This window comes from Vaginella massiliensis, from assembly GCF_900089075.1.
Lineage (GTDB): Bacteria > Bacteroidota > Bacteroidia > Flavobacteriales > Weeksellaceae > Weeksella > Weeksella massiliensis_A.
In genome coordinates this window covers 74,120-100,054 of the sequence record NZ_LT593746.1, presented here as the reverse complement: position 1 = coordinate 100,054, position 25,935 = coordinate 74,120, and the positions used below count along the sequence as shown (strand labels likewise).

Sequence of the window (25,935 nt, the reverse complement as noted above, 5' to 3'; positions counted from 1 at the left end):
TATTATTTAGAAATAATCAATATTACAATGGTTTGTCTTGGTCAAAGGTTACGATAAAAGCATTTCTAAAACCTCTTTTCTGTACTTCTTCGAGTATTTTTTGTGCTGCTTCCATCGATTTTGCTTCTCCGAAATAGTATTTGTACAATGATCTTTCTTTTATGCGTACTACATTTTGCAGTCCATTGAATTTGTTGTCTTTGTCACGATATCTTTTGTTCGATGTCATGAACTGAACTCGATAATTGAGCTTTCCTTCTAGTTTCTGATTGTTACCGATTTCTACCCACTGGGCATCTGGAAAACCTTTTCGTTTTACGAAAGCCAAAAGATTGTCACGCTCAGAAATGAGGTTGGTGTTTCCATAATAATAAAGATACTCGCTACCTTTTTGTACAATTTCTACATCGGTAAGTCCTTTGAGCATTGGCGATGAGGGTGCAAATTTGTTTTTACTGGTAAGGAAATGAATTTTGAAATTTTTACCTACGACAGGCTTTTCTACCTCTTTTGGTTTTTCTGTCTCAACCGTTTGTTTGCCAGATCGCCCCATCTTGCGGTCGAATTCTTCTTTGAAGGTTTTGAAAGCTTTGAAAATCGCGGTCGATTGTTCTTCTTTCCCAGTATCCGAAGCCAAATAATAACTCTCTTCCGAATTGGAAATGAAGCCCAACTCGATCAATACCGATGGTGAGGCGTTGCCTCGTAGAACGTGAAAGTTACTTTGTTTTACCCCTCGGCTATAACGGTTGTTTCTCACAAAGTTTTTTTCGACCAAATCTGCAAAACGAATGCTTTGATCTTTGTAAGCGGCGTTTTGTATTTCGAATGCAATGACGGCTTCAGGGTCGGTAGGGTCGAATCGTTGATAGATCTCTTGGTTGCCTTCTAGAAAAATTACAGAGTTTTCTCGTCTCGATACTTCGTCTGTTTCGTTCATTCTATTCAATCCCATGACAAATGTCTCGGTACCGTATGCACTTCTGTTTGTCGCCGAATTGCAATGGATAGAAATGAACAAATTTGCTCGATTGCTGTTCGATATTCGGGTGCGTTCGTGTAATTCTATAAAGACATCGGTAGTACGCGTGTACACTACTTTTACATCTTTGAATTCTTTTTCGATCATTTTACCGAGTCGCAAGGTAACGTCTAATGCGATATTTTTTTCTAAATCTGCTACGCCTCTTGCTCCTGCATCGTGCCCGCCATGACCAGCATCCAACACCACAACGAAGTTTTTTTGAGCAAAAAGCGAACTCGCCAAGACAAATAGCAATAAAAATAGGTACTTTTGTATGTTAATCATTTTATAATGCATATTGTAAGATGGTTTTTTTATTTTAATTTTGACGCAATTTAAAAACAAAAATTAATTTTTCACTTGTTTACAAACGCATTTAAGCATATTATATTCTGTTCGCCCTTCGTAATTTGCTCGATTTCTTTTGGTCAAATTACGCCGAATAATGATGGAGTTGTAAATCAAGATTCCATCAAACTGGATACCATTATACCAGTAAAAAAGGAAAGATTGGAATATACTGTGGTGCGTGCGTCCGAGGATGAGGTGCATGATCGGAAAAAGAATATCACTTACCTTTTGCGAAATGCCAAGGTTGATTATAACGATATGCAAATAGAGGCAGAGTACATCGAAATCGATTGGAACTCGGGCGATGTCTATGCCGAAGGTAAACGCGATACCATAGGCAATGTGGTGACACGAACTGTTTTTACGCAAGGTCAAAACAAATTCGAGCAAGATGCGTTCAAGGTCAACTTCAAGACCAAGGTTGGTATTGCTTATAATGTACGATTGGAAGAAGGTGAAGGAGTGATCGTTGGTGATAAAGTGAAGCGAATCAACGATACCGTGATGTATTTGTCTCGTGCCGATTATACGACCGATACTTATTTCAAAGAAGGAAAGACAGACGAGCCAGATTATGTGTTGCGTACCACAAAAGGAAAACTGGTCGACAAGAAAGAGAAAGACGAAAAGATTCTGATTGCAGGACCAACCCATATGCGCATCTACGATGTACCGACGCCTTTGGCTTTGCCTTTTGCTTATATCCCTATGGGAAGCAAACGCTCTGCTGGAATATTGTTGCCTTCTTTTGGTGAGCGTGCCGATGTTGGATTCTACCTCGACGGATTGGGCTATTATATGCCCATTGGCGAATATGCCGACCTCCAATTAGAAACCCGATTTTATACCAAAGGGAGTTGGGGTGTAAATGTATTGAGCCGCTACAAAGTCAATTACCGATTCAGTGGTAATTTTGGTGCAAGTTACGAAAACAGAATCACGGGTATCAAAGGGCTTACAGCCAACAGTCCGGGAGGAGTTCGTGATCCACGTAACATCTTTTCGCAGTCGAAATTGTATAATGTGCGATGGACGCATGCGCAAGATATCAAATCGAATCCTTATCTTACGTTCAATGCCAGTGTCAATTTTTCGAGTAGTCAATATTTTCGAGAATCGATTCAGAATTCAAATTACCTCAGTGGAGATGTTTATACCAATACCACCAATTCATCGATCAGTTTGCGAAAATCATTCGAGAATCTTCCGTTAACATTAAACTTAGATGCTTCGCATTCGCAAAATTATCAAACTAGGCAGATCGATTTAACCTTGCCGCGACTTACGGTAAACATGAGTAGACAATTTCCGTTTGCTCCGAAATCTGGCCCACGCAAAGGTCTGTTGCACAATTTGGGTGTGACTTATAGCATGAATATGGCGAACCAAATTTCGACCAGCGACGAGAATTTTTTTACCAAAACCATGTGGCAAGACGAGATGAAAACAGGCGCTCGTCATCACCTCGATTTATCAACCAATGTGACTTTGGCAAATTATTTTCCGTTGACGATCTCGGCGAATTATCAAGAAGTTTGGGCGTTGAATAATACGCGTAAATATTGGGATGCAAATTCTGCCGAAACGATCACGCAACGATTGAATGGTTTTTATCGATTTGGGAATTTCAGTACGTCGGCTAGTGTGAGTACCAATTTTTACGGACAAATTTTGGCGAAAAATAAAGACGCTAAAATTCAGGGTATTCGACATGTGTTGACCCCGAGTATTGGCTATAGTTTTAGTCCGAATACAGGTGCGAAATACATAGATTATTACGAGGTTCCGCAATTGGGTAGCTCCAATGTGGCGCTACAATATTACAATTATTTCGAAAACACCTTGTATGGTGTGCCCAACACTATGGTGACCAATTCTCTGAATTTCAGTTTGGCGAATAATTTAGAGTTGAAAGTGCGGGATGATAAACATCCGAAAGGATTCAAAAAAATCAAAATATTCGACTTTTTCAATATCAATTCTTCGTACAATTTTACTGCGGATGAATTCAAATTGAGTCCGGTTAATTTCTCGGGATCAACCAGTCTGTTCGATAGTAAAATGAAATTTAATTTCAGCGGCATAATAGATCCCTACAAAATCGATTACGACCCCCTTACCAATGCGTATACCAAAATCGATGAGCTGGGGGCATTTCGTTTAGCATCATTCAATGTCAATACTGGTTACAGTTTCGATAACAACACTTTTGGTGGGAAGAAATTTGACGCCAAAGCTTATAAAAAACAAGGAACCGTGCGCGACGAGGTTTTCTATTTCGACGACGAAGATTATGCACGTTTTGCCATTCCTTGGACTTTTGGCATGAATCTAGGATACACCCATAATAGATTGATAGACGGAACAAATAGAGACGCCGCTACATTGGCAATGACGGCTTCTGTTTCGCCATCGCCTTATTGGCAAATTTCGGCCAACGGAACTTACGATATTGTGAATAAAGAATTGGTGGGAACGCGTCTGAGTTTCGCTCGTGATTTACGAAGTTTCAACCTTACCTTTAGTTGGATTCCAATCGGGGTGTATAAAACGTGGGATTTTTTTATTGGTATCAAAGCCTCCATCTTGAGCGATGCGATCAAATACGATCAGCAATCTTCGAATTCGTTGTATTACAACAGTGGATTTTAATTTATAATTAATAAAAAAAATATCATCATGACAAAAGTAATTCATACCACAAAAGCGCCCAAAGCTATAGGGCCATATTCGCAAGGAATTGTGTACAATGGCTTGTTATTTGTATCAGGACAAGTTCCTGTGAATCCAGAAACAGGAGAGGTCGTAACGTCTTCGTTTGCCGACGAGGTGCATCAAGTCATGGCCAATGTAAATGCAATTCTTGAAGAGGCTGGTACAAGTATCAACAATGCGGTGAAAGTGACCATCTTTTTGAGCGATATGAATAACTTTGGGGAATTGAACGAAATTTATGCTTCCTATTTTTCAACAGACGCTTACCCAGCAAGAGAATGCGTGCAAGTTGCACGATTGCCACGCGATGTGAATGTTGAAATCTCGGTGATAGCACAGGTAGAAGGATAATATAAAAATTATGGTAAAACACAGTTCGGTAGTACGCAATACCATTGCTGTAATTACAGGTTTGGTATTGGCATTGGCTTTTATGACCTTTGCCATTACCTATGTTGCGACATCTTATGGCTGGCAAGTTGATGGGTTGATTTTTGATGAATGGCGACATGTGCTGAAACATTTCTCTAAATTATCAGCTGTAAATCAAGAGCGTGGATTTTTTTGGTCGTTACTCTTGTCCTCTGGCATAGGAGCAATGATTGGAGGCACAGTGACCGCTATTATCGTGGAGAGAGCCAAGTTGGCTTATGCGATGCTCATTGGTTTTATCTTGTTGCTCGTTGGCTTGTTGGATGTCATTTTTACGCCGTATCATCCGTTTTGGTACGAAATTTTGCTCCTGCCCATCTTGTTTTTCTTTTCGTGGTTGGGAGGGAAAGTCGTGGTAATCATTTATAAAAAATTTTTTCGGAATTCAAAAGTAGAATAATCTATGAGCGAACAAAAAAAAATACGGGTAGCTATCTCGATTGGTGATCCAAACGGTATAGGTGTCGAAGTAATCTTGAAAGCTTTGATGGATAAAGACATCACCGATTTTTTCACCCCAATAATTTTTGGCGCGACAAAACTGCTCAATTTTCATAAAGATCAGTTGAAATTAGACCGAATCTATTTTCAAGGTATACCCCATGCATCCAAAACCGTTGATGGTAAAATAAACGTGGTAAATCTCTGGAGAGAACAACCCGAAGTCCAATTAGGTAAATCGACGCCACTGGCAGGTGAGTTGGCATTTCAGTCGCTGAAAGCTGCTGCTCAAGCCGTGAAAGACGGTGTTGCAGATGTGTTGGTGACCGCACCGATCAATAAAGAAAATATCCAATCAAACGAATTCAATTTCCCAGGACATACCGAGTATTTGGGGGAGGTTTGGGGCGGAACACCGCTGATGTTTATGGTATCGGACCAAGTTCGAGTTGGTTTGGTTACCCAGCATATTCCATTGCAAGAAGTGGCACAACATATTACCACCAAAAATGTTGAATTCAAACTGAAACAGATTGCCAAAAGTTTGATTCAAGATTTTGCAGTCGAGCGTCCAAAAATTGCAGTTTTAGGGCTCAATCCACATGCAGGAGATAGAGGATTGCTGGGCAAGGAAGAAGAAGAAATTCTGGCACCTTTGATCAATCAACAACTTGAAAAAGGCAATTTAACATTTGGACCTTATCCGGCAGATAGTTTTTTCTCGCCAGCTATGCTCGATCAATTTGATGCAGTGTTGGCGATGTATCACGATCAAGGACTCATTCCGTTCAAAACGATTTGTTTCGAAGAAGGTGTGAATTATACAGCAGGTTTGAGCCATGTACGCACCTCACCCGATCACGGTGTAGCTTACGATATCGCTGGCAAAGGCATTGCCGATGAAACATCATTCAAGCAAGCTATATTTACGGCAATAAGAATTTTCGAGAATCGAAAGGAGTATTCCGAACTTACAAAAAATGTTCTGCGACCTACCAAAGTCAATATTGATAGTGAAGAAGATGAAGTTGAATAATTTTATTAGAAAAAAATATAAAAGACTTTAAATACTAAAAATAAATATTATCTTTGCAAACCTTTTGTGTGATGGATAAGTTGAAAAATTACAATATTATTTTCTCTGGTCTACCATTGGGCAAGACCGAATTTGATTACGAAATCACGCAAGCGTTCTTTGATTTGTTTCAATTTGATCAAGACTTTAGTCAACCAAAAGTCAGCGTGAGTATTGAATTAGAAAAACGTTCGACCATGCTCGAATTGTTTATAAAACTCAAAGGAACGGTGAATTTGATTTGCGATCTGTCGAATGAAGAGTTTGAACAAAAGATTGAGCATTCTTCTCGGTTGATTGTGAAGTTCGGTGATGAATTTGACGACGCAGATGATGAAATTTGGGTGATACCACGAGAAGAATATCAGTTGAATGTAGCACAATTGATATACGAATTAATCTTGTTGAGCATCCCCACAAAGCGCATTCATCCCGATGTGTTGACGGGAGATAGCGGTTCTGAAGTGTTGAGATTATTGAATCAATACATGGTAGAAGAAGTAGACGAAGACGATATCGAAGATTCGGTAACAGATACTGATGATGAGGACGACGATGATGGAGATATCGATCCGCGTTGGGCAAAATTAAAAGATTTGAAACCATAAGGTTTTTTTATAAGTAAAGAATATAAGTTAAAGAATTAAAGTAAATAGATATGGCACATCCTAAGCGACGTCAGTCAAGTACAAGAAGAGATAAAAGAAGAACCCATTACAAAATCGAGGTTCCGCAATTAGCAATCGACAAAACAACGGGTGAGGCTCACCTATATCACAGAGCTCACTGGTCAGATGGTAAATTGTATTACAAAGGACGCGTAGTTTTAGAAAAAGAAACAGAAGTTTCAGAATAATCCTACCGAAAAATAAAATTCAAGCTGTTTCTTGTAAAAAAGAAGCAGCTTTTTATTTTTTTTAATAAATTTGAAATCTTTTAGGTAAATTTATACAGATAACGGAATTAGGCAAAAAACACAATTATGGATATTAAAGACATTCAGAATTTAATCAAATTCGTATCAAAAGCTGAAGTAGCAGAAGTAAGCATCAAGCAAGAAGATATCGAAATCAAAATCAAAACCCTGCACGGGCAATCGTCAAAAACAGTAGATGTACAGCAAGTTTACGTACCTCAGTTGCAAGCTCCAGCACCCGTTGTAAATGCGCCACAAGTGCCAGTTTCTACAGAAGAGGCAGCACCTGTAGCAGAAGAAAACAACAATTACATCACCGTGAAATCGCCGATGATTGGGACGTTCTATAGAGCAGCTGGGCCAGGAAAAGAACCATTTGTACAAGTTGGTGACACCATTGCAGAAGGAAAAGTATTGTGTATCGTAGAAGCAATGAAATTATTCAACGAAATAGAAGCAGAAGTTTCAGGTAAAATCGTGAAAATATTAGTTGATGACGCAACTCCGGTAGAATACGACCAACCATTGTTTTTGGTAGATCCTTCTTAATTAGAATTTTAGATGTGAGACAATAGATGTTGAGATAAAAATCTTTACATTGAATAAGGCTTTCTAATTTTCAAAATAATCTAAATTTCAAATTAAAAAAGATGTTCAAAAAAATACTAATTGCCAATCGAGGCGAAATCGCAATGCGTGTAATACGTACTGCAAAAGAGATGGGGATAAAAACGGTAGCGGTCTACTCAAAAGCCGATGAAACTTCTTTACATGTACGCTTTGCAGACGAAGCCGTTTGTATAGGACCTGCACCGAGCAAAGATTCTTACCTGAAGATGACCAACATCATCGCAGCGGCAGAAATTACAGATGCAGATGCGATTCATCCAGGCTATGGTTTCTTATCAGAGAACTCTACCTTTTCTAAAGTATGTGCTTCGAACCAGATCAAATTCATCGGAGCTTTGCCAGACCAAATCGACCGAATGGGCGACAAAGCAAACGCAAAAGCAACCATGAAAGAAGCTGGAGTACCCGTTGTGCCAGGGTCTGATGGTTTGCTAGAAAGTTACGAACAAGCATTGGCCGTTGCACGCGAAATCAAATTTCCGGTTATGCTAAAAGCAACCGCTGGTGGTGGCGGAAAAGGAATGCGTGCAGTATGGAAGGAAGAAGATTTGCAACACGCTTGGGAATCTGCTCGTACCGAAGCCGCAGCCGCTTTCGGGAATGACGGAATGTATATGGAAAAATTGATCGAAGAACCACGCCATGTCGAAATTCAGATTGCAGGAGATCGATTCGGAAAAGCATGCCATTTATCAGAACGCGACTGTTCTATTCAACGTCGCAACCAAAAGTTGGTAGAAGAAACGCCTTCGCCAATCATGACCGAAGATTTACGTGAACGCATGGGAGAAGCCGCTATAAAAGCTGCAGAATTTATCGGTTACGAAGGGGTTGGTACAATCGAATTTTTGGTAGACAAACACGGCGATTTCTATTTTATGGAAATGAACACGCGTATCCAAGTAGAGCATCCGATTACCGAACAAGTTACAGGATTCGATTTGGTCAGAGAACAAATATTACTCGCTGCGGGAGAACCAATTTCTGGAAAAAATTATTATCCAAACATGCATTCTATAGAATGTAGAATAAATGCAGAAGATCCGTATAATGATTTCCGTCCGTCGCCAGGTAAAATTACATCGATCAATATTCCAGGAGGAAATGGAGTGCGTGTAGACACCCATGTATACGCCGGATACACCATTCCGCCAAACTACGATTCGATGATTGCAAAATTGATTACCACAGCAATGACGCGAGAAGAAGCGATTCAGAAAATGAAACGCGCTTTGGAAGAATTCTATATCGAAGGAATCAAAACTACCGTTCCGTTTCACTTACAATTGATGGACGATCCAGATTTCATTGCAGGTAATTACACAACCAAATTCATGGAAGATTTTGTACTCGATCCGTCGTATGCAGATTACGAAGATTAGACAGTAAAAAAATCCACTCAAAAAATACAAGAAAAAAGCTCAGATTATAAAAATGAGCTTTTTTTGTTTTTAAAAAATTAAGCGTTAACAATTTGGATAAAAAATTGTACATTTGCAACCCAAATTCAAACGATGAATATTACTAAAAATACAACAGACAAATTATCAGCAGTAATCAGCGTTGCTGTAGATAAAGCAGATTATCAGGGCAAAGTAGACGAAGTCTTACTTCAGTACAAGAAAACCGCAAACATTAAAGGTTTTCGCAAAGGTCATGTACCCATGAGTTTTGTGAAAAAACAATATGAAAAGCCCGTGATTTTTGATGTAGTAAACGAATTATTACAAAAAGAACTGACAAAATATATCAACGAAGAAAAGATTTCGATCTTAGGAAATCCGATTCCAGTAGCGCAAGAAAACCTCGATTGGGATGCAGAACAATTGAATTTTGATTTCGAAATTGGATTAGCTCCAGAAGTAAAGGTGGACTTGAAAAAGATTGAAGTTCCAGCGTATGAAATTTATGTGAGCGACGAAGAAGTTGATAAATACATCAACAATTTTGCACAACGTTACGGTTCTATGGAGTCTCTAGAAACTGTAGAAGAAAATGCAGTTTTGAAAGTTGAAGTGAAAGAGAAAAACAACGAAGAAGCTACAAAGAACACTTACATCCGTTTGGAAGATGTAAAAGATCAGAAACTTTTCGAAGCTAAAAAAGTTGGAGAAACCGTTGAAGCCAACACCAAAGATATTTTCGAAGATGCAGAACAAGCACAATCGGTGTTCAATATTGCAGAAGAACAAATGGGAGAAGATGGAATTGATTTGGTTTTGACAATAAAGGAGATCAACAAGATGAATGCTGCCGAGATCAACCAAGAATTATTCGACAAAGTATACGGTGAGGGTGCTGTAGATTCTGAAGAAGCTTTCCGAGCAAAAATCAAAGAAGAATCAGAAAAAATGTACGCCAAAGAAACCGATCGTCAGCTAATCAACGAAGTGGTAGAACAATTGATCGGAAACACGGCGGTAGAATTACCTGAAGAATTTTTGGTAAAATGGTTACAATTCTCGAACGACAACATTACATCTGACGAACAAGCCAAAGAGGAGTTAGAAAAAATTTCTAAAAGCCTCAAATACCAATTGATCGAAAGTAAAATTGCAGAAGAAAATGATATTCAAGTAACAGCCGACGAAGTAAAAGCTGCTGCCGAAACCGCAATCAAGGAGCAATTGGCAATGTACGGTCAAAATACCATTCCAGAAGAAACGATGAACTCTATCATTGCAAGCGCAATTTCGAATCAAGAAGAATATAATCGTTTATCTTACCAAGTTTTTACTGACAAAATGTTAGCGGTTTTCAAATCACAAGCAAAATTGGATGCGAAAAAAGTGACATTGGATGAGTTTGTTGACATTATTTCAGCTCAAAATAAAGTAGAAGAGGCAAATGCATAAATTGGATAAATTTTTGTATACTTAACCTCAGAAAATTTATAAGAAATGAAAAACGCTGGTCAAGAATTTAGAAATTACGCAGTCAAACATGCTGGTATCAACAGTCTTACTGTTGATGGTTATATCCAAGCCGTAACACCATACATCACCGAAGAACGAAAACTCAATGTAGCACAAATGGACGTGTTTTCTCGTCTGATGATGGATCGTATCATTTTTTTAGGAACCGCAGTCGACGATCAAATTGCAAATATTATTCAGGCTCAATTGTTGTTCTTAGAAAGCGCCGATGCTACCAAAGATATTCAGATTTATGTGAATTCACCAGGAGGTGGAGTGTATGCTGGCTTAGGTATTTACGATACCATGCAATTGGTAAAACCCGATGTCGCAACCATCTGTACCGGAACTGCGTTGTCTATGGGAGCTGTCTTGTTGGCTGCCGGAGCGCCTGGAAAACGTAGCGCTCTAAGACATTCACGCGTGATGATTCATCAACCGCTTGGAGGTGCACAAGGACAAGCAACCGATATGGAAATCACTTTGAAAGAAATTTTGAAGTTGAAAAAAGAGTTGTACGATATCTTGGCTTATCATTCTGGTCAAAGCTTCGAGCAGATCGAGAAAGATGGTGAACGAGATTATTGGATGACATCGGAAGAAGCAAAAGCTTACGGCTTGATTGACGAAGTCTTGTTGCCCAATAGAAAAATAAACAACGACAGATAATGAAATGATCCTCTTCAAATGGAAGAGGATTTTTTGTAATTAGAATTTTCCTTAGTCATAATTTAGTGCTAAATTTGCAAACTCAAAAAATAGCAAAGATTGGAAGAAAATAAATGCTCGTTCTGTGGTAAGAGTAGAGAACAAGTACAAATATTGGTATCTGGAGTAGAAGGAAATATTTGTGAGAATTGTATCGAACAAGCTTACGGTATTCTGAAAGAAGAAGCTCGCTTCAACATAGAGCAAAATATTGTTCAACCTTTAAACTTAAAATCACCCAGAGAAATCAAAGAATTCTTGGATGATTATGTCATTGGACAAGATCAGGCCAAGAAAATTCTGTCGGTTGCTGTGTACAATCATTACAAACGGGTACTGTATGATACCAAGCCCGATGAAGTAGAAATCGACAAGTCGAATGTCATCTTGGTGGGTGAAACCGGTAGCGGAAAAACCTTACTAGCCAAGTCCATTGCTCGACTCCTGAACGTGCCGTTTGCCATAGTAGACGCCACAGTGCTTACCGAAGCAGGCTATGTAGGTGAAGACGTAGAAAGTATCTTGACCCGACTTTTACAAGCAGCAGATTATAATATAGAATTGGCAGAAAAAGGCATTGTGTTTATCGACGAAATCGATAAAATCGCGCGTAAGAGCGACAACCCTTCCATTACACGAGATGTCTCGGGCGAAGGTGTGCAGCAAGCCTTGTTGAAAATTTTGGAAGGAACAGTAGTAAATGTTCCACCGAAAGGAGGACGTAAACACCCAGATCAAAAATTTGTAGAAGTCAATACCAAAGACATATTATTTATAGCTGGTGGTGCATTCTCTGGAATCGATCGCCATATCGCCAATCGTCTTAATAAGAACGTGATTGGTTTCAATAAAGAAGAAAAAGGAAAAAATGTAGAAAACCTTTTAGAAGAAGTAAATGCCATGGATTTGAAAAATTTTGGAATCATTCCAGAATTGATTGGGCGTTTGCCAATCATTACCTTTTTGAAACCTTTGGATCGAGAAGCGATGAAGCAAATCCTTACACAACCCAAAAATGCATTGATAAAACAATACGAAAAATTATTCGAATTGGATGGAAAAAAACTGGAAGTCACAGAACAAACCCTAGACTATATAGTAGACCGTGCAAACGAATTAGGGTTGGGTGCTCGCGGACTCCGCTCTGTAGCAGAAGAAGTGTTTACCGATGTGATGTACAATATAGAAGACTATACCGAAAAAATAAAAATTGATATAAAATAAATTGAATAAGAATTGTTTAAGCAAATAAATTTTATATATTTGCATTGAATTGTTTTTTTAAAAAAAACTAATCAAACCAAACTAAAATCATATGAAAAAGAATATACTTACTTTTTTAAGTTTATCTTTTGTTACTTTAGTTAATGCTCAGTCTAACACTTATGTTAACGGAGGAGCATTTGTTACTATAAAAGAAAACACGCTTTTTTATAATTCAGGTGACTTTTTTATCAATACGAAAGCGACAAACACAATTGTAAATAAAGGGAATGTCTACACTGGAGGATTTAAGAAAGGAAGCAATGTATCTGATGAACTTGATGGTACACAGTTTGTGAATGTCTGGACTGAAGGGCAAAATGCTAATACTTCACCTTACGGACAGTTGATCATCTTTGGAACTGATAATAATGCTGTTACTGCACGCATGACCCAACAAAAGAAATCTGTTGCTTCATCAAGCGTTGATTGGTATCCGATTGGTCTACCTTTTCAAGGTGCAGTGACAGAACTGATGAATGCTTTTGAGGGGAAAACAGCATCAGATTTTGTAGGTGATTGTCAAGTGAATGTTCATTGTGGAGGTCGTTATAGGCAAACCTTGATGATTTGGGACAATCCTCAAATCGAAAACGATGCGGTACATAATTCTCATCAACTTAAGCCAGGTTATTACTACTTGCTAAACTTGGAAAAAGATCAATACTCTGCTGGTCTTAACTCTTTCTACGATGGAAATAAAATTATTCCATATAAAGGAAAACCAGCTCCAGCAGCCGTTACTATTTCAACTGGGCAAGGGACACCAAGAGGTATTAATGCTGATGTTTTTGCAGGTATGAATTATTCACAATGGATGAATAATATAAATTACTATAGGGAAACCTATAAGTCATATTTAGGGGAACGTAGTAATCCTGGAACGTTATACCGTTTCGGAAAAAATATGTATCGTTTCGCTAATCCATTTACTTCAAATGTAGACTTGTCTGACCCAAGCAAGTGGTTGACCATTGGCGGATCTAGTACTTCTAATATCAATAACGGATATTATGTGCTAAAAGCTAATGATGCTTTTGAGCAATCTTGGACTGCAGAAGATGGTTCTACAGTTGCTGCAGGTAAAACTATTTATGTGAGAGCTAAACGTGAAAATGGTATATGGGTAGGTAACGAAGAAGCCTTGTTGTTGCGTCCGTTAGAAATGTTCCGTGTAACGGTTACTAATCGAGTTGGCAATACAACTCCAATCGTTCCAGTTACGGTGAACTTAGGAAATGATGTAAAAACTTTCAAGCATAAACTAGATTTAAATCTAGGATCAGCACCAAGAGGTAACAATGCAGAAAACTTCTATCAAATGGAAGTTGGTATTTACAACACAGCCAGAGAACGAGTGGGTAGTCCGATCTTCTTGTCAACTTCGAGTGTATTCGAATCGGGGAATGATTTGGAAAGTAGTGATTTGAACTTAATCTATTTCGTAGAAGAAGAGAAAGACGGAACACCCGTAGCCAATTCAAGAACATTAGTAAACACCTTTAAAGACGACTACATTCGCAAACCAATCGAAATGAAGTTTTCTGGAGTTAAAATAGGTCAGCAATACATCTTGAAGTTTAGACTGAAAGAATATTCAATCTTTACTTCTCCAGTTCAGAAATTCGACGGTGATGCAAAATTCTACCTATATGACAAAGTAGAAAAGGTAGCGCATGAAATTACCTCTGATTTTGAGTTGCCTATAACGATAGCGTCAGCATTGGAGACAAATAATCGATACGAATTCTATTGGAAAGACTATCCAAAAGGAAATTTAGGAAACAACGACCTATCTGTCGACGCTTACAAAACTATCGTTTATAAGGCATCTGAAAATGATTATAGAGTAAAATTTGATCAATCGAAACAAGAGGGGGTAGTAGAAATATTTGCTTTGGATGGACAAAAAGTTAGTACACAGAAAGTAAAATCGGTTAATAAGGATCTAAAATTGAATCTTCCTGTTGCATATAAAGGATTGTACATAATCAAAACCTCGTATAATGACGGATCTGTAGTATCACAAAAATTATTAGTAGACTAACCTTAAACCATTAAATAGATAATTATGAAATTTTTAACCAAATTTTACATAGTTACATTTGTATTGACATTTAATTTCGTTCAAGCTCAGGATTTTTATGATGATGAATGTGGATACGATTGTCCAAGCGAACCTTGTGGGGGTGTAGAATGTGATGGTCCTGGATCTCAAGTTAAAACTCCAGTCGATGATTACCAAGTAATCTTATTCGGGTTTGCGCTTACACTTGGCGTTGGTTATGTTGTGAATAAAAAACGCAATCAAAAGGTCGCATAAGAAAATTATAGTATATTTAAACCTCAATCCAAGATTGAGGTTTTTTTATTTATAGCATTATGAAAAATATCGTTATAGGCGTTGGACTTTTGTTAAGTTCATATACGTTTGCACAATTCAAAATTGAGGGAAGCATCAACAATTATCCCAATCAAATGGTCACGGCTAAAATCAACACAGGCAGTATTCTGAAATTGATCGATAAGTCCACGACCAACCAAAATGGGAATTTTATATTGAAAATACCCACTAAATATAACGGAATTGTCGAGCTCGGTTTAGCCAATGGGGAGACCATCAAAATCATGTCAGACAATCAAGATGTGAGTTTCAAGGCGACATCTCCCAATCGATTACAGTCCAACATAGAATTTACAAAGGGTGGAGTTGCCCAGCAATACCAGATCTCTTTGCAGAATGCATTGTACGAAGACTTGCGATATTCGGTTTTCGAACAGTTGAAAAATTATTATAATCCGACCGATGAATTCTATACCGCATTGCAAAAGGAAATCAATCGTATCGAGAAATTAAGCAAGGGTGTTTCATCAACCAAGCCCGAACTTTTGACCTATTATTTACAACTGAACGAGTTGGCTGAACATACTTCTAGTGGATTCAATAAAGAAGGTTTGGACCAAATTGTGACCGTGTTGAAAAATGATGACCAACGTCTCGAGCAATCAGGTTTGATGAATGTGTTGATTCTCAACTATCTAAAAGGATATTTTACGCAAAGTGCTAACACTAGCAAAAGCGAAGAAGGAATGAAGGCGATTACAGATCAGTTTGTGAATCTGTTTGATTTAAAATCGTCGCGCGGACAAATGATTTTAGCGAATCTAATCAACATTTTCAACCCGAAACAATTTCCAACCATCAATGCCGATTTAATCAATAAAGCGAAGGCTTTATCAGGAAATGTTCACGAAGATTTGAAATACGCGGTATTCAACATCGAAGGCCTGAAAGTAGGAGAGCGAGTGCCCAACTTCAATTTCGACAAAGCGATTAAGGGTAAAAAATCATTATACGATGTAAAGGCGAATCAAAAATTGGTCGTTTTTTGGGCTTCTTGGTGTCCAGCTTGTGTTGCTGAAATGCCGTATATAAAAGATTTTTATAAAAAATTCAAAGTAGATGGTGGCGAAATCGTTGCCGTCTCTCTAGATGTCGAACAGCAAGCGTTTGATGAAGCGACCAAAGATTTACCATGGTACAATACGACCGAATTGTTAAGATGGGATAGCGAGATCGCCCGAATGTACGGAGTGAATTCTACACCGACGCTTTTTTTGCTCGACAAGGACAATAAATTGATAAAGAAAATAAATCATATCAACGAACTTTAAGCATTAAAAATCGCTATCAGACGCTGATAGCGATTTTTTTATAATAAACTTTGTTTGTGTTGATAATGGATGATTAGAAAAATACCGATGAGAATGGTAAAGCCCCAAAGACTACTTCCACCATAACTGAAAAAAGGTAGTGGAATTCCAACGGTTGGGAATAGCCCCATCACCATTGCGATATTGATAAAAAAGTGAAAAAACAAGATAGAAGCGACGCTGTAACCATAAAAACGAACGAATACATTGGTGTGGCTCTCCGCCAAATAATAGATGCGAGCAATGAAAAGCGCATACAGAATTACAACACCAACACTGCCCAAAAACCCCCATTCTTCCCCAACAGTAGCAAAAATATAATCGGTCTGTTGCTCTGGCACAAAACGCCCTTGTTTTACCGTTCCTTGTAGGTAGCCCTTACCCGTAAGTTCGCCCGAGCCGATAGCGGTTTTGGCATAGAGCAAATTGTACCCAGAGGTGTCACGGTATTTTCCTTCACCTTCGTAGAGCACCATAACACGTTCTTTCTGATGTTTGGGTAATTTCTCGAATACGATGGGTGAAATGAAACTAAGCGTCATCACAAAAAGCAACGCAATCGTAGAGATGATTGCCGATGTTGTGAGAATATCTGTTTTGAATCCTGAATTGATTTTAAAAGGCGAATTCATCACTTCTTTTCGCTTGTCTATTTTGTATAGAATCACAGGTGTCGCCGATAGTAAAATGCCCAAAAATCCGAAAAGATTAACGTTGAATCGGATTGGATCTGAGAAAAATAAAGAGCGAGAGGGATATAAATGACCGAAAGATTCACGAGTTTCTTCAGATAAATTAGAAACCAAATAACTCGATACAATGATTAAAATAAAGAAAAAACAGAGTCCGATCATCACCCCATAAACCCATTCTTCTATATCGTGGCTGTAATAGAAAGCATTGATGAGCAAGACGATAAATAGGATGATAAACCCAAAGATAAGCAGTACATAAAAAGGAATTTGTACAATGGAAATAAGGAATAAAACAAGTCCGATAATAGGAATGAAAATTAAAACTGGATTCAAACCTTCTCGGTATAATGGAATGCAGAAGGAACAGAAAATAATGACCGAGCCCAAATCTGGCTGAAGCATGATCAGACTAATCGGGATGAGCATGATGAGTAAAATCTGCCCAAGCGTTTTCAGATCTCTCAAATGAGAGTTAGAATGATTCAATAAGTTCGCAATCAATAAGGCAGTACTGATTTTGGCAAACTCAGCCGGTTGCAGAGACAAACTGCCAATTCTATACCAAGCTTTAGCCCCGTTGATTTCTTTTCCTACGACCAAAACTCCTGCTAGTAGCAAGATAGAGATGGCGTAGATCACCACACTATTGGTCTCGAAAAAATTCCGATTGTTGTTGCTGATGACCATCAGCCCAAAAATCATCACCATGCCGAGTCCAGCCCATAGCATTTGTTTCATTCCCAAATCATGTTGCACACTGTATACATTCATGATCCCGAAAATGAGTAAGATGAATCCTAAGAATATCGTGATCCAATCAACGCCCTGTAGAGTCCTGCTTTGTACCAATGCTATCTTTTTTTACGGGTTCTTTATACAATCCTTTTCTCTTCAGCGTGTTGATCCATTGTTTTTGGTAGCGAGCATTCAAGTTACCAGATTTCATCCGATTGAATAATGCTGTACGTTTTATGGTATCGGTAAGGTAACGTTCTGCAACAAGGCTGCACATTGGTCCAGCCCAGGTAGAACCCCAAGTTCCGTTTTCTATTATAGCTGCCACCACAATTTTGGGTTTATCTTTGGGTGCAATCAGTACAAATAGTGAATGGTCTTCGCCTTGCGAATTCTGAGAAGTACCCGTCTTTCCAAGCTGTACAAAATCGTTGATTCTGAAACTTCGGGCAGTTCCCATCGTGAAAACGTTTTCCATACCATTCAATATCGTTTGGAAATATTTTGGATTTACCATGGTTTTTTTGGGTACGATATAATTGGAATCTTTGATGGGATTATTTTCGATTTCTTTTACAATATGAGGTGTAAAATAAAATCCTTTATTAGCAATAGCTGCTGTATAATTAGCCATTTGCAAGGGCGTTGTTGTAATTTCACCCTGCCCCATACCGTTGAAGATGATGCGGTACGGATTCCAAACGCCTTCGCCCATCATCCGATCATAAAAATCAGAAGTCGGAATGGTTCCTTTGCTTCCTACAGGCAGATCTGTTCCCATGAATTTACCCAAACCAAAACTATTCATAATACGAGCCCATTCATTCACTCCTACCGAATAATCCGAAGAATCTTTGCGAACGATATCGCGGAAAGCTTCAGAAAAATAATTGTTACAAGATTTCCCTATGGCACGTTCTAGGCCCTGTGGAGCGTAGTACTTACCGCAATGGCAAGCGATTCGCATACGCCCATAGCGGAAGCCATGTTTACAAGTATAACGCGTTTCTGGTGTCATGGTGCCCATTTGCATCCCTGCCAAAGCGGTAATCATTTTGAAGGTAGAGCCTGGCGGATATGTCCCTTGTAATGCCCGATCAAAGGTTGGTTGAGCAAAGGTATCGCGAATGAGCGCATTGCGTGTAGTCGAATTCAGGAAGTCAGACGGGTCAATGGTTGGTGCAGAAGCAAGTGCCAAGATTTCGCCAGTATTCGGGTCGATTGCGACCAAGGCTCCTCGTTTGTTTTGCAACATTTCTTCTGCCATGAGTTGTAAATCATAATCGATGGTCAATTTTAGCGTTTTACCGCTTTTCACAGGGCGATCAAATTCGCCATTTTTGTACGGTCCCACGACATTCATCCTGATGTCTACAACATGATTTTTTACGCCTTTTATACCGCGCAATTCTTTTTCGTACGATTTTTCTACACCAGTAATGCCTACCAAATCACCAGGCTGATAATACGTAGAATCGGTTTTGATATAAGCAGGATTAGCCTCGTTGATATAACCCAAAATATTTCCGGCAGTCTTTACCATATACTTTCGTTCTGGTCGCTTCACGATAGAAAAGGCTGGAAAAAGATATAATCGCTCTTGCATTTGGGCAAAATGCTCACGAGAAATATTTTTCATAAAGGGGTAAGGCGTCATTTTTTTATAGTCGGGTGCAGTGGTTATAGACGCTATAATTGAGTCGAATTGCTTGGTGCTGATGCCCACCATTTGACTAAACCCTTTTTTATCGAAATCGTCATAAATTAATTTTGGAACCACATTCAATTCGTAAGAATACGTATTGGATACCAATAATTTACCATTGCGATCGAGAATATCACCGCGGTTGGGGTAGATTATTTCTTGTTTGATCGAGGTGTTGAAAGCATTCAACTGATAACGATCGGTAATCAATTGTAAATATGCTAAACGGCCAATAAACAAGACAACAATGAAAAAAATAAGGCCATATATGACGACTAATTTTTTCATATTCGCTGTTTTCTTTTGAATAAGATTTTATAGAAAATAATAAAAATCAGGGTCAGTACTGTGCTGTACAAGGCGCTCACGACAACTTCTAATAGGTGAGCTAATTTGAAGTTTTCGAGAACAAACAAGATAAGATGATGCACCAAGGTAATGAAAAGAGCAAGCCAAAACCATTGCATAGTCGAGATTTCGTAGCTATTATATCGGTCTTGCTCCTCAAAAGATTGACCTGTAATGACCTTCAAGATTCGGTGTCTGAAAAAAGCTACAGCTACCGTGGCAAAAGTATGAATACCACCTGTTTGCTCCATGAAATCGATGCCCAATCCCAAAACAAAACTTAGTAAAAGAAAAGCAAATCGATTGTTATAAATTGGGTAAAAAATGACGAATAAGATATAGACAAAAGGTTTTGCTTTATCCATGATTTCGATATGATCAAAGATAAAAGTCTGAAGCAGTATCAGAAAAATGATTTTCAGAACTTGAATAAAAAAATCTCTATTGAACATTTGGATTTGGATTTGCTGTCTGATCTTTTTCTACCTCTATAATTTCATTTCGCTGAAGATTGGTTACCACATAGGCATATTTGATGTTGGCAAAATTTTCTTTCAGTTTGATTTTGATATTCAAGTCACCCGAAACATTGTCGATGGTTTTACTGGCAACAGAGCCAATGAGAATACCCTCTGGGAAAACGGGAGATTTCCCGTCGGTTTCGATGGTGTCGCCCACTTTTACATCAACATATTTTGGAATTTCTGTAAGATAAGTATAGCGCGGATCTTTTCCGTCCCAAACCATCGTACCAAAATATTCGCTTCCTTTCAGTCGAGCATTTATTTTGGTGTTGGTATTCAAGATTGATAATGCTCTTGCATAATGATCGGTAACGCGCGTGACAATTCCGACAACTCCATTTTGCGATATGATACCGTCGCCCACCTGAACTCCGTCATTTTTACCGCGATTGATGGTCAAGAAATTATGCGAATGCACAATGGTATTATTGATAACATCTGTTGGAATAAAGGAATAAGTCTGATGATATTGTACAGAATCTAAACGTTGAAAAACGCCTGTCTTGGCATCTTTTACGCCCAATGCATACAAACGCTCTCGAAGAATTGCATTCTCTTCTTGTAATGCTCTGTTGTGGGTTGGGAGGTTGAAGAATCTAGAAATTTTTGAAGTATGTTGATCGATTGCTCCGCCAATGTTGGTGCTCGCTTTACCCAAAACAACTTCGTGGTACACATTGTATCTGAAAATAAGTATCGATGCAATAATTTGTAAGCATAGAAAAAATAAAAAATAGCCGTTTTTCCTAATTAAATTTATAATAAAATACATCGATACTTAGCTCAAAAAATTATTATTTCATCAAGAATGTATATTTGTCGATATTTTTTAGAGCGATTCCAGTACCACGCACAACAGCACGCAAAGGATCATCTGCCAAGAAGACTGGCAAACCTGTTTTTTTCGATACACGTTGATCCAATCCACGAAGCATAGAACCTCCGCCGGCCATGTAAATTCCAGTATTGTAAATATCTGCTGCCAATTCTGGTGGCGTTTGTGACAAAGTTTCCATCACCGCATCTTCTATTCGAAGGATAGATTTGTCTAATGCTCTTGCGATTTCTTTATAATTTACGGTGATTTCTTTTGGTTTTCCTGTAATCAAATCACGACCTTGTACTGGTAAATCGTCTGGCTCGTGTTCCAATTCTTCTACTGCAGCGCCAACTTCAATTTTGATGCGTTCTGCAGTGCGTTCACCAATATAGAGGTTGTGATGGGTTCTCAAATAGTAAGCAATATCGTTGGTGAAGACATCGCCAGCGATTTTTACCGATTTGTCGCAAACGATTCCACCTAATGCCAATACAGCTATTTCGGTAGTCCCGCCACCTATATCGATGATCATGTTTCCTTTTGGTTGGGTAACATCTATTCCTACTCCAATTGCGGCGGCCATAGGTTCGTAGATGAGGCGAACGTCTTTTGCGTTTACGCGTTGGCAAGAGTCTTTTACGGCTCTTTTTTCTACTTCGGTAATTCCTGAAGGGATACAGATGACCATTCGCAACGATGGAGAGAATAATTTACCTTGAATTCCGGGTATTTTTTTGATGAACTCGGTCAACATAAATTCAGACGCTTCAAAATCTGCGATCACGCCGTCTTTCAGTGGGCGTATGGTTTTGATGTCGTCGTGTGTTTTTCCTTGCATGTGTTTTGCTTGTTCGCCTACGGCAATTACCTTATTGGTTCTGCGGTGAATGGCAACAATAGAAGGGCTGTCTACGACAACCTTATTATTATGAATGATTAATGTGTTTGCTGTTCCAAGATCAATTGCAATCTCTTGTGTGAAAAAATTAAACAGTCCCATTTATTTTCTAAGTCTCAGTTAAATTTTTGATAATTTTTATGATAGCTACAAAAGTATGATATTTTTAATTCAAAATACAATCCTATTTCGAATTAAAAATATCATAAAATTGTTAACGATATGTTGTGTCGAATATTATAAAATACCGAAGTTATTTTGAAGCTTACTTGATTTTCATTGTAAAGGGCAATCGTAATTGTGCTCCTCGTTGATTTTGGATGTTTTTCACTTGTTCGTAAAGTGCATATCCTTCGCTGCCCAATTCTTGAGCCAGCGCTTCTTTGGTGGTTTTACCGCCCAACGACTCCATAAACTCTTCGAATGCTTGTTTTCTTTTAGGATAACTTTCCAATTTGTATCGATCAGCATTTATGAGTTTTGCGGTGTAATTGATGGCGTCTTGCAAGCTTCCGATTTCGTCAACCAATCCGTGTTGCATGGCGCGGCTTCCAGACCAAACGCGTCCGCCGCCCACTTTATCAACTGCTTCGAAAGTCATGTTGCGATTTTCCACGATACGATTTACAAACTGATGGTAAATATATTCGATGCTTCTTTGGATGGTTATTTCGGTATAATCGTTCATGGGATTGGTCCAAGATTTTAGCTGATCTGCATTGGCATTGGTTTTTACAATATCTGTTGTGATCCCGATATTGTTGGCTAATTTTTTTGCATTCGGAATCATTCCTAAAACACCAATAGACCCTGTGATGGTGTTGGCATTGGCGAAAATACGTTCAGACGATTGTGCGATATAGTATCCGCCGGAAGCAGCGACATCGCCAAACGAAACCACAACAGGTTTTTTCTTGCGGAGCTGTTTCAGTTCGTACAAGATGGCTTCGGATGCGTTTGCGCTACCTCCAGGCGAGTTTATACGCAGTACTACCGCTTTTATTTTGTCGTTCTCTGCAATATCTTGAATCGCTTTGATGTAGGTTTCTGACTGGATTCCTTCGAATCCGTCACCTTCGCTAATTCCGCCTGAAGCGTATAAGACTGCAATGACGTCTTTTTCTTTTTTCTTGTTGAGTTGCAAGATGTAATCTTCTAAGTTGGTGAAGTATTTTTTCTCGGTTTTTTCATTCACATTTTCGACTGTTTCGTCTATTTTTTTTATCAACATCAGATTGTATGCAGACTCTTGAGAGAGTTCGTCGACCAGCTTATTTTTTTTTGCAAGATCTGGATTGAAGGCATATAGACTGTCAACTTTGGTGTTGAATTGTTCTAAGGATAATTGACGGGATTTTGCAGTTTTTGTTGCAATATTGTTCCAAATGTCTCCGACATAATCTATTATTTGCTCTTTGTTCTCCTCAGATAAATTATCGCGAAGATAAGGTTCTACGGCACTTTTGTACGCTCCATGTCGTATAACCTGAAAATCGATGCCATATTTATCACCAAAATTCTTGTAAAACATGATTTCAGCACTTAGTCCTTGTACCATCGACATTCCTAGTGGATTTTGGTAAATTTTGTCTGCAATAGACATGATGTAATAAGAGATTTGCGAGCTGTTGTTGCTAAAAGCATAGACGAATTTTCCAGATTTTTTGAAGTTTTCTAATGCCAGACGAATGTCATCTGCTTGGGTAAATCCACCCTGAAAATTATCTACTTTCAACGAAATACCTTGGATACGATCGTCTGTAGCTGCTGCCTCAATGGCATCGAGAATATCGCTCAAGTAATAGGAGGTATGTTCTTCAGATAAGTTGAACAATGTAAGTGGAGTTCTGTCCATCTCGCTCTCCATTATAGGAGAATCCAGTGTAAGTTCTAATATGGCTGCTTTTGGAACGATAGTGTTTTTCGTTCCGCTGCCGATAGAGGATACAAGAATCAATACTGTAAGAAATGCAAAGAGAATTGCAAAGGTTAATAAATTACCAACGATGGTAGAAAATACTCTAGAAAAAAAATTTTTCATATCTAATCTTCTAATTAATACTTTTGTAGTATGTCGTACAATAAAGCCATTTTGTTACTTGGAACAAATCTAGGAAATAAAGAATTGAATATCGAAAAAGCAAAAGAATTAATTGCAGTTCGAGGTTATCCTATTGTAAAACAAACAGATGTGATAAAGACAGAGCCAGTTGGATTTACCTCGAATAATTGTTTTTTGAATCAAATTATTTGTGTTGAAAGTCGAGTTTCGCCTCAAAAGATGCTTCGAGATATGAAAGAAATAGAATCGGAAATGGGACGTGTCTATGAACAACCTCTTGATGGAGAGCAGTATACCGACCGCCTAATCGATATCGATATTCTGAAAATAGGCGAAATTATTTATAAATCGGAAACACTCATCATCCCCCATCCAAGAAATTTTAATAGAAAATTTGTAAACGATTTATTAATAATGTTGTAAATAATTATATATTTGTAAAGTCTTAAAGAGGGAAAACTTAAACATCTATAATTTAATTTAAAGTATTAATATTAAGAAAATTAACTGATTTAAAAAAAAACCTATGAAGAATTTTACTATATCTGTTTCTTTAGTGTTTTTAGGTTTGTTTTCATCACAGGCTCAGGCTCAAGTAGTTTCTGGAGAAAACTATGTGTATGACGACAAATTTACTAAAGAAGATAAGAAATTTAACGATTGGTCAGTTAGCTTTTTTGCTGGGGGTAATGTATTGCAAAATACCGACTTGGTAAGTTGGGACGCTGGTTATTTTAAGCCGGGTTATGATTTCCAATTTCAAGTGAACCGACAGCTTACACATGCTTTCGGAATGTCTTTGATGTATCAATTTGGAAAAACTCGTCAACATGGAACTGTTGATGATTATTATATTTCAAATTATAGAGGGAAAGTAGATGGGCGTACAAAATATAATGCAATATCTTTATTAGGAGATGTTAATTTTTCTAATCTATTGAGACGTTCTGATAATGGAACTGAGTTAAAATTAGCACTTCACGGTTATTTTGGAGCTGGTTTATTAGGGTATAAAGCAGAACGCAACAATTTTAGAGGAAGTGGTCCAGATGGATATGTCGTAATTACAGATCAGAAGTTAGGAGATAAATCAGTATTTTTCCAAGGTGGAGCTGGTTTGCGATACGAAATCAATAATAAATTTGACGTTGAACTTCGCGCAATGTATTTTATGAGCGGTGACGAAGAGTTTGACGCTTCTGGTGATCCATGGCCAGGCTATTGGACTGCTGCGGATACTGAAGAAGGACGTGACGATAACATGATTACATTGTCTTTAGGGGTTCATTATAAATTTGGTCCCGATAGAGAATCTTTGCAATGGGCTCCTTATATGGTACAACCAATCTTAGCCCCAGTAGCAACACCCTTCGAATGTATAGATGAAGATAACGATGGGGTTTGTGATCAATGGGATAAATGTCCAAATACACCAGAAGGTTATAAAGTCGATGGTTCAGGTTGTCCATTGGATACGGATGGTGACGGTCTAGTAGATACAGAAGATGAATGTCCTACAATTCCTGGTCCATTAACCAACAAAGGTTGTCCGGTAGCCGAGACGGTAGTGTCTGGTGATGTTATCGCTGATCAATTAACAGATTGGTTGAAAGGAATTGAGTTTGATTATGACTCTGATAAAATCAGAACAGTTTCTTATCCTAAACTAGATAACGCTGCAGAAGTCATTATCAAGAATCCTCAGTACAACTTCTGGGTGGAAGGTCATACAGATGCTGCTGGTTCTGAACAATATAACCAAGGATTGTCAGAAAGACGTGCTGCTTCAGTTGTTCGTTACTTAGTTAACAAAGGTGTAAATAAAGACCAAATAACGCCAATCGGCAAAGGTGAGTCTGATTTGAAACACAAAGAGTGTGATCCTCATACAAACTGTCCGGCTTGGAAAAACTTAGAGAACAGACGAGTAGTATTCAAAATTAAAGAATAAGAACCCTCGTAAC

The 25,935-nt window shown here is 38.3% G+C and carries 23 protein-coding genes; 16 read left to right on the top strand and 7 right to left on the bottom strand.

The window, feature by feature from the left end; translation table 11 throughout:
- Nucleotides 1-22 precede the first annotated feature (22 nt).
- Nucleotides 23-1,309: an N-acetylmuramoyl-L-alanine amidase family protein gene (locus BN8061_RS01625; protein WP_235802660.1), complete on the bottom strand. Its 1,287-nt coding sequence runs from the start codon at nt 1,307-1,309 to the stop codon at nt 23-25.
- 75 nt (nt 1,310-1,384) lie between these two features.
- On the opposite strand from BN8061_RS01625, the gene BN8061_RS01620 reads away from it, so the two are divergent.
- The 14 genes from BN8061_RS01620 to BN8061_RS01560 all read left to right on the top strand — a co-directional run bounded on the left by BN8061_RS01620 (nt 1,385) and on the right by BN8061_RS01560 (nt 16,145).
- Nucleotides 1,385-4,027 (top strand): putative LPS assembly protein LptD, encoded by a 2,643-nt coding sequence (locus BN8061_RS01620; RefSeq protein ID WP_068595840.1) that lies wholly within the window; start codon nt 1,385-1,387, stop codon nt 4,025-4,027.
- 27 nt (nt 4,028-4,054) lie between these two features.
- A complete protein-coding gene (locus BN8061_RS01615; RefSeq protein ID WP_068595836.1) occupies nt 4,055-4,441 on the top strand; it encodes a RidA family protein in 387 nt (128 codons plus the stop codon).
- A gap of 10 nt (nt 4,442-4,451) precedes the next feature.
- Nucleotides 4,452-4,922, top strand: a complete 471-nt coding sequence (locus tag BN8061_RS01610) for a hypothetical protein (RefSeq protein WP_068595827.1) — start codon at nt 4,452-4,454, stop codon at nt 4,920-4,922.
- Nucleotides 4,923-4,925: 3 nt separating this feature from the next.
- A complete protein-coding gene (pdxA, locus tag BN8061_RS01605) occupies nt 4,926-5,999 on the top strand; it encodes a 4-hydroxythreonine-4-phosphate dehydrogenase PdxA (RefSeq protein ID WP_068595824.1) in 1,074 nt (357 codons plus the stop codon).
- A 71-nt stretch (nt 6,000-6,070) separates the two neighbouring features.
- Nucleotides 6,071-6,646 carry a YceD family protein gene (locus BN8061_RS01600; protein ID WP_068595819.1) on the top strand — a complete coding sequence of 192 codons (576 nt, stop codon included), beginning with the start codon at nt 6,071-6,073 and terminating at the stop codon, nt 6,644-6,646.
- 50 nt (nt 6,647-6,696) lie between these two features.
- Nucleotides 6,697-6,894, top strand: coding sequence for a 50S ribosomal protein L32 (gene rpmF, locus BN8061_RS11705; protein ID WP_094745820.1), 198 nt, complete (start codon nt 6,697-6,699; stop codon nt 6,892-6,894).
- 126 nt (nt 6,895-7,020) lie between these two features.
- Entirely contained in the window at nt 7,021-7,503 is a 483-nt protein-coding gene (gene accB / locus BN8061_RS01595; protein ID WP_068595816.1) for an acetyl-CoA carboxylase biotin carboxyl carrier protein, read from the top strand.
- A 101-nt stretch (nt 7,504-7,604) separates the two neighbouring features.
- Nucleotides 7,605-8,966 (top strand): acetyl-CoA carboxylase biotin carboxylase subunit, encoded by a 1,362-nt coding sequence (accC, locus tag BN8061_RS01590; protein ID WP_068595811.1) that lies wholly within the window; start codon nt 7,605-7,607, stop codon nt 8,964-8,966.
- 132 nt (nt 8,967-9,098) lie between these two features.
- The gene (locus BN8061_RS01585) at nt 9,099-10,439 is read left to right on the top strand and encodes a trigger factor (protein ID WP_068595808.1); all 1,341 of its coding nucleotides are present in this window, start codon (nt 9,099-9,101) and stop codon (nt 10,437-10,439) included.
- Between the two features lie 45 nt (nt 10,440-10,484).
- Nucleotides 10,485-11,168, top strand: a complete 684-nt coding sequence (locus BN8061_RS01580; RefSeq protein WP_068595805.1) for an ATP-dependent Clp protease proteolytic subunit — start codon at nt 10,485-10,487, stop codon at nt 11,166-11,168.
- 99 nt (nt 11,169-11,267) lie between these two features.
- Nucleotides 11,268-12,431, top strand: coding sequence for an ATP-dependent Clp protease ATP-binding subunit ClpX (clpX, locus tag BN8061_RS01575; RefSeq protein ID WP_068595803.1), 1,164 nt, complete (start codon nt 11,268-11,270; stop codon nt 12,429-12,431).
- 91 nt (nt 12,432-12,522) lie between these two features.
- Nucleotides 12,523-14,517, top strand: coding sequence for a T9SS type A sorting domain-containing protein (locus BN8061_RS01570; protein WP_068595797.1), 1,995 nt, complete (start codon nt 12,523-12,525; stop codon nt 14,515-14,517).
- A gap of 24 nt (nt 14,518-14,541) precedes the next feature.
- Nucleotides 14,542-14,793, top strand: coding sequence for a hypothetical protein (locus BN8061_RS01565; RefSeq protein ID WP_068595794.1), 252 nt, complete (start codon nt 14,542-14,544; stop codon nt 14,791-14,793).
- Between the two features lie 59 nt (nt 14,794-14,852).
- A complete protein-coding gene (locus BN8061_RS01560; RefSeq protein ID WP_068595791.1) occupies nt 14,853-16,145 on the top strand; it encodes a TlpA family protein disulfide reductase in 1,293 nt (430 codons plus the stop codon).
- 38 nt (nt 16,146-16,183) lie between these two features.
- Here BN8061_RS01560 and rodA read toward each other — a convergent pair whose 3' ends face one another.
- The 6 genes from rodA to sppA all read right to left on the bottom strand — a co-directional run bounded on the left by rodA (nt 16,184) and on the right by sppA (nt 23,950).
- Entirely contained in the window at nt 16,184-17,728 is a 1,545-nt protein-coding gene (gene rodA, locus BN8061_RS01555) for a rod shape-determining protein RodA (RefSeq protein WP_068595787.1), read from the bottom strand.
- Nucleotides 17,697-19,607, bottom strand: coding sequence for a penicillin-binding protein 2 (gene mrdA, locus BN8061_RS01550; RefSeq protein WP_068595784.1), 1,911 nt, complete (start codon nt 19,605-19,607; stop codon nt 17,697-17,699). Before mrdA ends, rodA begins: the two co-directional genes overlap by 32 nt.
- Nucleotides 19,604-20,119: a rod shape-determining protein MreD gene (locus tag BN8061_RS01545; protein WP_068595781.1), complete on the bottom strand. Its 516-nt coding sequence runs from the start codon at nt 20,117-20,119 to the stop codon at nt 19,604-19,606. Before BN8061_RS01545 ends, mrdA begins: the two co-directional genes overlap by 4 nt.
- The gene (gene mreC / locus BN8061_RS01540) at nt 20,109-20,963 is read right to left on the bottom strand and encodes a rod shape-determining protein MreC (protein WP_068595777.1); all 855 of its coding nucleotides are present in this window, start codon (nt 20,961-20,963) and stop codon (nt 20,109-20,111) included. The genes BN8061_RS01545 and mreC overlap by 11 nt, the downstream gene beginning before the upstream one ends.
- A 22-nt stretch (nt 20,964-20,985) precedes the next feature.
- A complete protein-coding gene (locus BN8061_RS01535; RefSeq protein WP_068595775.1) occupies nt 20,986-22,011 on the bottom strand; it encodes a rod shape-determining protein in 1,026 nt (341 codons plus the stop codon).
- A gap of 163 nt (nt 22,012-22,174) precedes the next feature.
- Nucleotides 22,175-23,950, bottom strand: a complete 1,776-nt coding sequence (sppA, locus tag BN8061_RS01530) for a signal peptide peptidase SppA (RefSeq protein ID WP_068595772.1) — start codon at nt 23,948-23,950, stop codon at nt 22,175-22,177.
- A gap of 30 nt (nt 23,951-23,980) precedes the next feature.
- Here sppA and folK point away from each other — a divergent pair, with 30 nt between their 5' ends.
- Together folK and BN8061_RS12340 are read left to right on the top strand one after the other, a co-directional pair.
- A complete protein-coding gene (gene folK, locus BN8061_RS01525; protein WP_068595769.1) occupies nt 23,981-24,394 on the top strand; it encodes a 2-amino-4-hydroxy-6-hydroxymethyldihydropteridine diphosphokinase in 414 nt (137 codons plus the stop codon).
- Nucleotides 24,395-24,497: 103 nt separating this feature from the next.
- Nucleotides 24,498-25,922: an OmpA family protein gene (locus BN8061_RS12340; RefSeq protein ID WP_068595767.1), complete on the top strand. Its 1,425-nt coding sequence runs from the start codon at nt 24,498-24,500 to the stop codon at nt 25,920-25,922.
- Nucleotides 25,923-25,935: the final 13 nt, after the last annotated feature.